The organism is Pseudoalteromonas luteoviolacea NCIMB 1942 (assembly GCF_001625595.1).
GTDB lineage: Bacteria > Pseudomonadota > Gammaproteobacteria > Enterobacterales > Alteromonadaceae > Pseudoalteromonas > Pseudoalteromonas luteoviolacea_A.
In genome coordinates this window covers 1-13,250 of record NZ_AUXT01000196.1, presented here as the reverse complement: position 1 = coordinate 13,250, position 13,250 = coordinate 1, and the positions used below count along the sequence as shown (strand labels likewise).

Here is a 13,250-nt window from a genome sequence, read left to right as displayed (position 1 = left end):
AATATCTCATCGCATTTTTACGCGGATCAATATTGATTTACATGGTGCCTTATTAAGGTCTGCTGAATAGGTGCATCGCAAGACGATGCTCAACGGAATCATGTTTTTACATGATTGAAAACTTGATAATTTCAAGACAGACGCATTAAGGCGCTAACTTTAAAACTATGACTGACTGGATCAAGGTAAGACATAAATGTTGCTTATTAATGTGAGTCAAACAAGCAAGTCGGTCAGTTTACGTTAACTAGATAAAATATACAAGATAAAAATGATATTAATATGGCAATTAACGTTTTTTATCTTGCTTTTGCCGCTTATTTCCCTCACAAGACAAAAAAGCATACGTCACGTACTATGCTAGGTGTGTGCAAACTGTTCACTAACTTGCCATAAAACTGGATATAAATCATGCAATACTAACGCAGTAAAAGTATGTTAATACTATACTTAAGCCTGCACCGTGCTTAAAAGTTTAATTGCCGTTGGAGGGGTCTTGTGCACAGACTTGAAAAGGAACTATACGCTCAAATCAAAAAAAGCCCTGAGATCTTCAATTTTATGGTTGAATGCTCATTAGATGGCTTTTGGTATTGGGACTTAGAAAACCCAACTCAAGAGTGGATGAGCCCCAAGCTATGGCAAACCTTAGGCTACGACCCAAGCACCAAGCAGCATTTGGTTTCTGAGTGGCAACACATTATCAATCAAGATGATTTAAGGCTTGCCATGGACAATTTTGAAATGCACAAAGCCGACCCATCACACCCATATGATCAAATCGTGCGCTACACCCATGCCACAGGTAAAACTATTTGGATCCGTTGTCGAGGACTGATTATTCGCGACGATCAGGGTAAGTCTATTCGTATGGTTGGTTCCCATACTGATATCACGGAAATTAAAGAGAGTGAGCGCCGCGCGATTGAGGCTCTCGAAGCAAGAGAGCAGTTTTTTGCCCGTATGTCACATGAAATTAGAACGCCTTTATTTGGGATTTTGGGCATTGCGGGGACACTCAAAAGAGCCGTAGGTAATGACAAAATTGCGCAGGATATCAGCACCATTTTAAGCTGTGGTGAGCAACTGCAGTCTTTACTCAATGATATTCTCACGCTTACCAAACTGGATGCAGAAAAGCTCTCCACCAGCATTGAGGTCGTTGATTTAGAGAATGTGTTTGCCCATATCAAAGAGTTATACAATGCCGCTGCAGAAGGAAAAAAACTAAAGTTGAAAGCAGCTACAAACAAAGTATCTGGCATGTTTGTTAAAACCGACAAAGTGCGGCTCACGCAAGTGCTCAGTAACCTAGTCAGCAATGCCATTAAATACACTAAAACAGGATCAGTAGAGGTTAGAGCCGATTTTCATGAAGACACGTGTACTATTTCGGTGATCGATACAGGCGTTGGGATCAAAGATATCGAGGCCATTTTTAAAGCCTACACACAAGAAGATACCTCTTACGAAGGTATGGTGAGTGGCAGTGGGTTAGGTCTAGAGGTGGTTAGCCAACTCTGTGAACTCCTCAACTATGATTTGAATTTTAGCTCTGAAGTGGATGTTGGCACCCATGTAACAATCTCAATGCCAGCGACCCAAGTTCATACCCATCAAGCTGAACAACCCACTGCAACTGAATCCCCATTGGAACTCTGTATTCCTCGCACTCTGATTGTCGACGACAATGCTCTCAATCAAGTCATTACTAGCAAAATGCTTACTCCATTTTGCGGCCAAATTGAAAAAGCATCCGATGGCTACGAAGCGTTGCAAGTAATTAGTAAAAGCCCACCATTTAACTTGATATTATTGGACATCAACATGCCTAAAATGAACGGTTATGAAGTGCTAGCGCTGATCAACACTATATCTCTCGACTCGCATCCGCACATCATCATGTTATCGGCAGATGCCTTTGAAGCCACACAACAAAAGTGCCAGGAACTGGGCGCTAAGGGCTATCTCACCAAACCGTTTACACAACAAGAATTACTGGAGGCATTGTCCGATATGCCACATTCACAATAGCCCATCATCAAGCAGTAATGACTATTATGACCCAACGCCAGCTCCACACGACATTAACTACAGTCGTACTTTTCACACTCTTGTTTGTGAGCTATGTGAGTGCCCAAACACTCACCATCGCGATTGGTGAATATCCCCCATACTCAGCAGAAAAACTCAAACACCAAGGGTTAGTCCCCCAAGTAATTCGTGCGGCATTTGCCAAGCACAATATTCGCGTTCAGTTCCACTTTATGCCTTGGGCACGTAGCTTTATGGAAGCTAAAAAAGGGTATTATGACGCAGCGGCGTTTTGGTACTGCACAGACTCGCGACAGACACACTTTGCCTGTAGTACAGCGCTTTACGAAGAGTCCGCAGTCTTTTTTATAAAAAAGAATAACCCCGTGCCTCTTTGGAACAAATTGGAAGAGCTTGAAAAGTATCGAATTGGGGCAACGAGGGGATATAGCTATACCAATGAGTTTTGGCACATGGCCAATTCAGGCGATCTGAATGTGAACATTATGACACGCGATGAGCAAAACTTCTCTATGCTCCTAAAAGGTCGAATTGATCTTTTTCCAATTGGGTTATTACCCGGTATGTATATGCTGGAGCACAGCTACCCTGAGGAAAAGTCAGCACTGACATTTTTACCTAAGCCCTTGCTAACGGGGACGCTTCATTTGTTGTTTTTGAAAAATAACCCGACAACCATGCGGTTACTCAGTATCTTTAACGATGGCTTAGATAAAATAAAACAGACTGGCGAATACCAAGCAATCTTGGCACAGTATGGTGATAAGCCAATAAATGGGCCAACTACCAATGCCCCTTAGTACTTGTTTACACCCTCTTTGAAAACTTAGATCTCACAGTGCACATTGGTTAGACGCCAAAGGCTTTACCACAGAACACTTCACGCAGGTCGACGACTTTATTGAACAAGCAGACTTACACAGCCAAGCTACCTGTTGATACAATTAGATAGCCCGGTGCTGCGCGATGTTAAGGTGATTAACCTACTTACGGCGCAAAACAGTCCAATGCAAACGGTTATCATCGAATCTCATGACACGCTGTTTTGCGGGCGGCACTCTCATCATTTGCCGCCGGATATAGACGCGCTTGATGTTGCAGTAGCGCGCTTTTCAGTACGTGGCAGAAAAACAAAATATTCATACAATGGCACGCATTTATTGCCATGAATTCACAGTCAAAGAACTATAAATTGCGCAGCAACTTGCAATAAAAAACAGTCACTGAAATTGCAGAATACTTGGTCTTAACACCAACAACTGTTGAAAAGTATGTCTGGCGCATAAGAGAAAAAACAGCTTGCCAAACAGTTGATGCGCTTTTGGTATTGCTTGCCGATTATCCACCAGATTTAGTTATTCCACGAGATCACAACACACAATACAAAGTAATGTGATGAGAAAGTAAAAACCAGACAAAAGAATTAGTAAAAGTGTAATAAACGGCTGATTTTAGTTTGTTTTTTCACCGTAAAAATGTGTGCTTTTTATCCAAAATTGGAGATTAACACCAAGAAAAAGCAAAAGATTGAAATATATATCTAGGCACTTCGGTCTGTAAGGATAATCAATTTCCTAGGAGTTCACATGCAACAAAAAACACTAATTAATTTGGTGACCGGTCTAACGGCATTCAGCTTGCTTACCTTTGCGTTATCAATGATGCTTGGTGGCAGTGACCGCTATGTGCAAACGGCTTTACAATTTTATTCGCTCGATAGTGCCGCCTCAGAAGTCCTAGCAGCTCAGCTGTTAGGCGGCGTTATCGTTGTCATCAGTGCTTTACTTATATCTAGGCAACCCGCTTTTAAACCCGCTGCTTTTTGGGGGCTTATTACTGTTGCCACGCTATTTTTAGTCACTTTATTTGGCGAACCACGCTGGATCCAATCTCACGGCGGATTTCCGGTGATCGGCTCTGGGCAAGGGATCATTAAATATTTCGCACTACTACCCATTGCCTTTTACCTCTTTGCTCGCGATAAATTTAGCGCATCTCAGCACCTTTGGTTTAACTTTTTTCCAGTCGCACTTGTGCTCTTGTGGATTGGAGGCATGAAATTCTTAGAGTTAGAAGCAAAAGGTATCGAACCTTTAGTTAGTCACTCTCCTTTTATGTCTTGGTTATATGACTTGTTTTCGGTCCAAATGGCGTCTAACCTGATTGGCATCTACGATATTTTCTTTACCACCTTGTTGGGTGCAGCGTTACTCTTACGACATAAGCAGCTATTTATTGTAGCCGCATTAGGTAGTGGCGCTGTTTTCGTTATGACACAGACTTTTCTAGTCACCACGCCAGGCGCACTCAGTATGTCTACACTGCTTACAGGTACTGGACAATTTATCATTAAGGATATTTGGTTTATCTGTAATCTATTAATCTTAAATTACTTGATTAATCAGCCTATTGATTCGAAAGAAAGAGAGTTTAAACAAGCTCCACAGTCTTCTGCAGCGTAATCAAAAGCCAGGCAGGAAGGGGAATTACCCTACCTGCCTTGTACATTCAGTAGACATTACTTTCTTAGTCACGTCTTTAACGGCATAAGTATTTCTACCAGCATCTTTTGCTCGATACATAGCCTGATCAGCGATATGAAGCAAATGACTTCTTTCATCATTACTTTCAGGGCGCATTGCACACGCGCCAACGCTGACGGTCACATACTGGCTAACCGATGACCTTTCATGGTTAATTTCCAGTGCAACAACAGCCGATAAACATTTTTCACAAAAGCCATCGAGCTGCTCGGTATCGGGGAGAATAAATATAAACTCCTCCCCGCCAATACGGGCAAAAACATCACAAGCACGCTGCGCTAGTTGAGCCAAAGCATTTGCCACCAAACATAAGCAGCGGTCTCCTGCGACATGTCCATAATAATCGTTATATTCCTTAAAAAAGTCGATATCAATAACAACTAAACTTATCGGGCTGCCGATGCGTACAGCCCGCCGCCACTCTTTTTGCAACTGCATGTCAAAGTGGCGTCGATTTGATACTTCCGTCAGACCATCTATTTGAGTCAATGCAAGCAATCTGGCATTGGCTTTGTCCAATTCTTTGGTTTTGATTCTCACTGCATGCTGAATTGCAATTTGGCGACGATATAAAAGCCGCACGTAAAAGAACATTAGAAATGTCATTATCATACCGATGAAAAGCACTAGGACAGGTATAGCGGAAATACGGCTTTGTACAAAACGATGAGACGGTGAGGCACTGATCACCCAGTTACGCCCCCATACGTCTAACCAGGACTGTAGCTGACCCGAAGACTGCAAACGATTTCGATACAGCGTTTGCGGCTGTGTGGCATCCGTTACATCTTCAATAACAAACTCGATATCACCTTCATTTTTACCTAGTTTTGAATGCGCGACTAACGCATTAAGTTTAAATACCCCAATTACAAAGCCACGAATATTGTCGCGTTTATCCGCGACGGTCAGGGATAGGTGATCATATATAGGGTGCAGCGCAATAAAGGCTTTTTGTTTATGGGGGTCTTGAACGAGTGTAATACTGGCCGTTACAAGCGGCAGCGCCAGATCTCTCGACGTTTGTATAATTTCTCTGCGAGTTTGACTAGAAAATAAATCAAAGCCCAGTGCAGCTTCATTACCGAAAAGAGGCTCAATATACTGCACCGGATAATACTGATTACGTATCTGGGCAGCTTGCATCTGCCCCTGCAGTCGCTCGGTTATAGCAAACTGAGCATAGTTTTCTTGGTTTTTTTGCTCAAACTCTCGTCGCGCATCTTGTGTGACTCTTGGCACCCATTGCAATGCCTGGATCCCTGCCTTAGTCGCTAAAATACGAGAGGATACATGACGAAATTCCGCTTTACTGGCTTGAGGTTTAACATCAAAAAGCACAGCGAGGCTATGCAATGAAGACAGGTTGTTCATCACCGTTTCTTTGAATGAATCTACCCTAAGCAAATACTCTTTACTGAATTCTTGCCTGATGGAATGCTGTTGCTCTTGATACAGCATATATACCAATGAACCGGTGAAAAGACTGCCCGCAACCAACACTGTAAGCTGCATGCAAAGCGCCACTTTCCGCTGTGTGATGTCCATGATAAATCCCTTCATATGCACGCTGTCAATGCAAGTATAGACCACACAATAAAACGTGCAGCGTGCAAGCCAACCCGCGCCACCTTGGATTAAATTCGGCAGACTCTGTTAACTCTGCTATGATCGCGTATCCAAGGCAGTATTGCCAATCATAGACAAGGTAAAGGTCCACACCATTGCCACCTCAGTACAAAGAGAGTATGCATGAACTTTTCTCAACTTGGGTTATCCCAAGTACTTTTAAACACCCTTGAAACTAAAGGGTATAGTTCACCGACCCCAATCCAGCAGCAAGCGATTCCAGCCATATTAAACGGTCAAGATGTGATGGCTGCTGCACAAACTGGCACAGGCAAAACAGCGGCTTTTACCTTACCACTGATTGAGCAGCTGCTTAACACCCAACAACCTCATGCAAACCAAGCCCGCGTACTCGTGCTTGCACCAACGAGAGAGCTTGCGATACAAATTGCAGAGAGTGTTGAAACGTACAGCGCAGGCACACGTATTCGCAGTACCGTTGTATATGGCGGTGTTAAGATAAACCCACAAATGATGCGCTTACGCAAAGGTGTCGATATTCTCATTGCAACACCGGGCAGGTTGCTAGACCTGTATCAACAAAATGCAATTAAGTTTACTGAGTTATCTGCTTTGGTACTGGATGAAGCAGACCGTATGCTAGATATGGGCTTTATCCATGATTTAAAAAAAATCATTCGCCTACTACCTAATAAACGTCAGAACTTATTATTTTCAGCTACGTTTTCTGGGCCGATTCGCGAATTAGCTCAAGACCTATTCTCGTCTCCAGTTGAAATTTCTGTCGCCACTGAAAACACTGCCGCCAAAACAGTCATCCAAAGCGCATATGCCTTAGATAAAGCGCAAAAGAGTAAACTGCTGTGCCACTTTCTTATCGAGAAAAAGTGGCAACAAGTATTAGTATTTTGTCGCACGAAGCATGGTGCAAACAGGCTCGTCGCGTTATTGGAAAAAAGCCATATCAGCGCAGCTGCCATTCATGGCAACAAGTCGCAAGGTGCAAGGGTAAAAGCGCTAAATGGTTTTAAAAACGGCGACGTCAATGTATTAGTCGCCACAGATATTGTGGCCAGAGGCTTGGACATCAGTGAACTCCCATACGTCGTAAATTACGATTTACCCAATACCTACGAAGACTATGTACACAGAATTGGGCGCACAGGAAGAGCTGGAAGTGAGGGCATAGCTGTATCATTTGTAACACAGGCCGATGCGGACGATTTATATGGTATTGAGCGCTTCATTGGTACGCTCATTCCACGTGCAGAGGAACCAGGGTTTGTGCCACAAAACCCTGTGCCAGAAAAGCCGTTGGATACGCGTCCATTCAAGCCAAAAAAGAAAAAAAATAAAACAGACTCGACAGATAAGGCTGCTACCGATCAAAAGCAGACTAATAGCACACACTCGAAGGAAGGTAAAAGCCGCGCAGGGCAACGTCATACCAATGCGCGTAAGCCAAAGCGCAACTCAAGCTCACAAGGGACAAGTAAACCGAGCTCCAAGTCAAAACCTAACAATAAGCAGCGTAGCGCAAACAAGCCAAATCAGGCACGCAAACCACAGTCATAAAAGTCTGCCTAATGGTATTACAAGCCCAGTTTAAATGCTGGGCTTGTCTGTAAAGGTCTTAATTTTCAAACAGAAGCATGCGCCACCTAAATCTTGCAGACCATCGGTGACATTAATATCACCATCGTGTAATTGAGCGATAGAGTTTGCAGTGGCTAACCCCAATCCACATCCCCCCGAATCCCTTGAGCGACTCGGATCCAATCGAGTAAAAGGTTCAAAAATACGCATTCGTTTTCCCGGTGGAATACCAATGCCATCATCTTCAATAAAAAATCGCGTAAATTCTCCTTCATTGCTGACAGATATATGGCATTGAGTATGAGCAAATCGTCCTGCATTACGGACAATATTAATCAAAGCACGGCGCAATAAGTTATAATCGGCTATCACATTTGAATCGTCGCAAATAATGCTGTATTCGATATTAGGATAAAAACTTGATACTTGCTCCACAGCATCTTGTATCAGATCTTTACAAGATACTGACTGAAATTGCATTGCGGTACTGCCATCTTTAAGTTTGGCGTAGTACAACAGCTCTTTAACTAGCTCATCTAAGCCCAATAAAGCATTTTGCATGGTACTTTTAAGTTCAGCCTGCGCCTCAAGCTCCGCATCCTCTAGCATGTCCAAAGCAAATTGAATGCGCGCCATAGGGCTTCTAAATTCATGCGCAACACCATGTAACAAATCACGTTGTAGATTTAACTGCTCTGTACTTTGCTGCTCACTTGACGCCAAATACCCGTAAAGTTCAGTTAACTGAGCTTGAGGACTTTGCGCTTTTTCTATATCAGCGGGGAGCACCGCTGCCAATTGAGCTCTGAGTGTCAGCTGAGCTCGATACATTGCTATCAATAAGACAACAATACCTAAACCATTCACCAAGCAGGCCATCAGCCACATAAACCAATCAGCAAACCAGCTTAATACGCTGTGGTGAATAACAGGGCCTATCATGACCACCTGGTTATTACTACGCATGACGTAAATACTGGCAGTTTGCGCGTCAACAAATACTTGGTTGAGTTGTAACTCTCTTAGTTGTTCAACTAAAAATGGGTCATCGTCAAATTGTCGTATAGATAGGATATATATGGGGTCATTTCCATACTTAGTTAAGACCTGAACTAAGGCTTCATCTCCAGTGTCATAAAAAGTTTTAAGGTGCTCGTCAATGTCATCAGCTAGACGGTTTAAGTATCGTTCATACTGCGCCAATGAAGCTTCTTGGACTTCAAAGTAAGCATCTTCGATGAGCCAGCGTGCCGAAACCATATTGATCAAAATCATGACACCCACCCATGCCACTATCAATTTGCCGTTAATCTGCAATGAGATACCCTTTATTTCGTATGGTTTTGATAACTTGAGGCTGCTTAGGATCATCCCCAAGCTTTTTACGTAACCGAGATATTCGTAAGTCAATCGAACGGTCCATAGCATCATACTCTAGGTTGAATATTTTGCGGTGCAAGCTATCACGAGAAATGATACTTCCCGCAGATTGGGCAAGTACCCACAGCAACTCAAACTCAGCGCTGGAGAGGGTCACCTCCTCATTGAGATAACTAACCGTGCGATTACGCCAGTCTAATTGCAAACTACCATCACATACAACTCGCAGGTCTTTGTGCTGCTCCTGCAAGCTTGATTGACGTCGCAATTGTGCGCGGATATGAGCAAGTAGCACTCTGGGCTTTAAGGGTTTACAAAGATAATCATCAGCACCAACTTCAAGACCTGTCACTTCATCAATATCATCAACTAACGCTGTTAACATGATAATAGCACCAGAGAAGTGAGGACGGATCTCACGACAAATGGCTAACCCATCTGTGCCCGGCAACATCAGATCAAGAATAATTAAATCAGGCTGTATTTTAAACACAAATTCAGCCGCCTGCCGCCCATTATTCAAGACTTCAACCAAGAACCCATTTTGCGCCAAAAATTGGCTGATCAAGGAGGTTAGCTCTCGATCATCGTCTATTAGTAAAATTTTTTGCATAACATCTACTAAGATACAACAAATAACTTATTCCATCCAAAGAAGCTAAAGGGGGCATCATGCCCCCTTTAGCTTAGTTAGACTGCTTACACAGCGCATATACTGCTTTGTTGTATTTGCTGGCATATTCATACTTGGTACTGCGATTTTCTCGCGCCGTCACTGAATACATAACATCCCCCTCATTTTTCCAGTAACGTATACCACACTGTGCTTTAAGGCTTTTTACATTTTCATCTTCAAATCCAGGTATTACCAGTCTCCTACTCGCAAAGACTAAAACGCGATAATCCTGCTCAGCTTTAGCTTGTACCAAATCGCTTTTCAGCACGGCCAATCCGAGTGAGCCATGTTCTTGCTGATCTTCACACCCGCCTAGGGCTGATATCAAAGCAATAAACACCAGAGTTCGCTTTATTTGCGCTCTCATGCCCGCAGGCTCCACTGACGTCTCAACCCAAGTAACATTATGCCCAGCAATGACCACAGAGAACCACTATCAGATGATTTGTCAGCATTGTCTTTTGATATTGGTTCTGGCGTTGGAGTTGGCCCTGTAACTTTCGTTTTCTCTTTTACCGTTACGTCTAATTGTCCAGTTGTGGTCGCGCCCTGTGCATCTGAAACCGTGTAAGAAATTTGCTCTTTCCCTGAGAAGTCAGCTGGTGCAGTGTAGATAATCATTTGCTCATTGAAAGTCACGGTCCCGTTTCCTGCATAATTTACCCCCGTTAGCTTTAACGCATCTCCATCTAGGTCACTATCATTTTCCAACACCTTAACTTGAATTTGCTTTGCGCCATATTCCACACTTGCAGTGTCATCTTGCGCAACTGGTGCATCATTAACTGGCGTAACAGCAATACTCAAATTATAAGGGTCGCTTTGCATAGCACCCCGTTTTACCACCACCTGTGCTTGCAGATTACCGTTAAAGTTCGTTTTTGGCGTGATCGTAGTCCCTTGAATTGTGTAGTTATCTCCACCAGCAATTTCAATGCTATCAATACTTTGAGCTGTCGCCATGGTTAAATCTCTGAGCTGCACAGTTATTGATTTATCTTCAGCAACTGTCAGCGGCTTCTGACCCGTGACTTTAGGCTTAACCTCAGCGCCGCTTTCGTTAGTAATTGAAAAGTCGCCGTTATTTATAGCAAAGAAAATATTGTCACTACAGCGCACCATGATTCTAGCTTTATTTGTCTTCAAAGCAGGCAAGGCAACCTCGAATTGGCCATTATTGGTCACTTTACTGGCAAGGGTTGTTACAAATTGCTCCCCGCCGTCTATAGATAATAAGATGTCCACTTGCTCACAGTTTACTGGCGCGTTTTCACTATCTGCTGTGTACCAGCTTACGATTTGTTGATTTGTTCTCCATTGAGAACTTGCATCTGGCAGCTTGACCTCAAATCCACTGTCGTTGGCAACCACTGAAACTTGCATGTCATCCTCTGCAACTCCCCCGTTGGCATCTCTGACCACTAAACGAAAATCCAGTGTACGCGTTGTTGTGGCATAAGCCTCACCATAACTGAGTGAGCCTTTCAATACATCTGATAATTTGGGAAGAGTCCGCTCAACACTTTCCGTAGGATTAAACGTCCTGAATATTGGTCGGCCACCTTCATCAACACCATCACTTTGCTTGCTATCAGACGCACTGCCAATATTATATTGCTGCCAACTGTAGCTGAGTTTGTCACCGTCAGCGTCAGTCGCACTTCCTGTCAGTTTAAACGGAGTGCGGGCAGGAACAGTGAAGTCATTACCAGCGTTCGCGACTGGGCGTTGATTTGTTTTTGGAGAATGCGTCCCACAGTTCTTACCCGCTTTTTCACGTGTAAACGCCATCATTTGCTCCAATGAGTGCGCATGGAAATAAGGATCTGAATTCGCTTGTAAATCTTGCTCATCACAAATTCCCGCGTACCCCATAATGGTTGAGCCACTTCCTGGTTCATACGCACTGGTATTGACTCTATTGCCTGCGCATGCACCAGCAGTACCATTAAAAGTATGCTCAGCGCCAAGCTGGTGACCGATTTCATGTGCTACATAATCAACATGAAATGCATCATTGTCAGGTTGCTCACTCCCTGTCACCCCCTCAGCCTTTAGCTCTGTACAAACAACTTCAAAACCAGCTAAACCACCACCACCCGTTCCAACAAGGTGACCTACATCGTAGTTCTCAAGTCCAATGTGCTCGTTGATCACTGCACTGACTTTATCTATGTCTGCATCGGTATTGTCAAATGGATCACTATTTGTGTCTAAGAAGATTAATTTGTCGCTACCTTCGACGAGTTGGAAGCGAATGGCCATGTCTCGGCTATAAACGTCATTAAGCCTATTCGTCATCGTCACAAGCGCAGACATGACTTTTTCTTTGGTGCCGCCATGGTAAGCGGCATACTCGCCTGTTGTTGCAACAGCTAAACGATAAACGATCTCAGTATTTGGATAGCTAGCCTTGGATAATCGCGATTGAGTATATTCGTGGTGGTGTGAGGTTACCGGCTGACTATGTCTGCGTGGCGCCTGTTGGCGTAATTGATTAACCTGCCGACTTTGCGCATCTCGATTATAGACAGAGTACAGACCTTTTGTCTCACGCTTTGGATCGATATATATATGCTTTCCTTGATAATTAAACATGCCATAAAAGCCACTCTCATCCATATTGAAATGACCTCGGTGCGCAGAGTTATGTTTATCCACACCTGTAAAGGTACGAATATTGACATACTTAGCGGCAAGTTCTGGCGCCATAACTTGAGATGGGAAAAGTTTAAATGTCACTTTCTCTCCAGTTGGCAAGGGTAATACAACTTCTATAGATTCTTCGCCAACAGCACTCAATGATTGATGCAAGGCAGTTTCATCTAAGGAGTAAACCTTTTGATTCCCCAATTGGTTACGGCTTTTATCTGCATAATGCCAATAATCAGGCTCAGCATTGGCTGTCGTCGCAACGATGTGGCTTACTAAAACGGCGAGTAGGTGTTTTTTCATAGCAGGATCCTGTTGTCATTGATTGTAAGTGCTGTATATGACAATAACCAAGAATGCTTTGGTCTTGGGTAACCAAGTGTGGTGGTTTTGTATCCTACCAGATACAAATAAACATCTTTTAATTAAATCATGATGATAAAAACATAGAAAGGGGTTGCAGGTAGAAAAAATGAAGCCAGTACCGCACTCCTTGCGGTCGCATACACAACGCTATGTTTGCCTATACGTGGCGGCCCTCCTTGAAAGATATTGGTAACCATTGGTGTTGGTTTTTATATCTATGCTAGTTATACAACTAGCATCTCAAAACTTGACGCTCAGTTGTCCCTTACTAAGCTAAAAAATTCGTATTTCTAGTTAGAAAAAAGTTCAACTTACCACTGTTTATATGCTCGCTGGCTTATTCTTTTTATACTACTTTTTGCTCTTAGTTAACTTCTGCTTCCTGGCTGACT

General features: G+C 43.2%; 10 protein-coding genes. 5 read left to right on the top strand and 5 right to left on the bottom strand.

Annotated elements, in window-relative coordinates:
- Positions 1 to 498 precede the first annotated feature (498 nt).
- The 4 genes from N482_RS18845 to N482_RS18830 all read left to right on the top strand — a co-directional run bounded on the left by N482_RS18845 (position 499) and on the right by N482_RS18830 (position 4,517).
- Entirely contained in the window at positions 499 to 2,034 is a 1,536-nt protein-coding gene (locus N482_RS18845) for a PAS domain-containing hybrid sensor histidine kinase/response regulator (RefSeq protein ID WP_063378524.1), read from the top strand.
- 26 nt (positions 2,035 to 2,060) lie between these two features.
- Complete coding sequence (locus N482_RS18840) at positions 2,061 to 2,855, top strand: substrate-binding periplasmic protein (RefSeq protein WP_063378523.1); 795 nt, start codon at positions 2,061 to 2,063, stop codon at positions 2,853 to 2,855.
- 135 nt (positions 2,856 to 2,990) lie between these two features.
- Positions 2,991 to 3,224 carry a hypothetical protein gene (locus tag N482_RS18835; protein WP_155730646.1) on the top strand — a complete coding sequence of 78 codons (234 nt, stop codon included), beginning with the start codon at positions 2,991 to 2,993 and terminating at the stop codon, positions 3,222 to 3,224.
- 417 nt (positions 3,225 to 3,641) lie between these two features.
- Positions 3,642 to 4,517 carry a DUF417 family protein gene (locus N482_RS18830; protein ID WP_063378521.1) on the top strand — a complete coding sequence of 292 codons (876 nt, stop codon included), beginning with the start codon at positions 3,642 to 3,644 and terminating at the stop codon, positions 4,515 to 4,517.
- A gap of 24 nt (positions 4,518 to 4,541) precedes the next feature.
- Here N482_RS18830 and N482_RS18825 read toward each other — a convergent pair whose 3' ends face one another.
- Positions 4,542 to 6,146, bottom strand: coding sequence for a CHASE domain-containing protein (locus N482_RS18825; protein WP_063378520.1), 1,605 nt, complete (start codon positions 6,144 to 6,146; stop codon positions 4,542 to 4,544).
- A 204-nt stretch (positions 6,147 to 6,350) separates the two neighbouring features.
- On the opposite strand from N482_RS18825, the gene N482_RS18820 reads away from it, so the two are divergent.
- Positions 6,351 to 7,763, top strand: coding sequence for a DEAD/DEAH box helicase (locus N482_RS18820; protein WP_063378519.1), 1,413 nt, complete (start codon positions 6,351 to 6,353; stop codon positions 7,761 to 7,763).
- Between the two features lie 30 nt (positions 7,764 to 7,793).
- Here the strand turns inward: N482_RS18820 and N482_RS18815 are convergent, their stop codons facing one another.
- The 4 genes from N482_RS18815 to N482_RS18800 form a co-directional block, all read right to left on the bottom strand.
- Positions 7,794 to 9,059, bottom strand: coding sequence for a sensor histidine kinase (locus tag N482_RS18815; protein ID WP_196763603.1), 1,266 nt, complete (start codon positions 9,057 to 9,059; stop codon positions 7,794 to 7,796).
- 31 nt (positions 9,060 to 9,090) lie between these two features.
- Positions 9,091 to 9,777 carry a response regulator gene (locus N482_RS18810; RefSeq protein ID WP_063378517.1) on the bottom strand — a complete coding sequence of 229 codons (687 nt, stop codon included), beginning with the start codon at positions 9,775 to 9,777 and terminating at the stop codon, positions 9,091 to 9,093.
- Between the two features lie 73 nt (positions 9,778 to 9,850).
- Entirely contained in the window at positions 9,851 to 10,207 is a 357-nt protein-coding gene (locus N482_RS18805; RefSeq protein ID WP_063378516.1) for a hypothetical protein, read from the bottom strand.
- Complete coding sequence (locus tag N482_RS18800; protein ID WP_063378515.1) at positions 10,204 to 12,795, bottom strand: reprolysin-like metallopeptidase; 2,592 nt, start codon at positions 12,793 to 12,795, stop codon at positions 10,204 to 10,206. The genes N482_RS18805 and N482_RS18800 overlap by 4 nt, the downstream gene beginning before the upstream one ends.
- Positions 12,796 to 13,250: the final 455 nt, after the last annotated feature.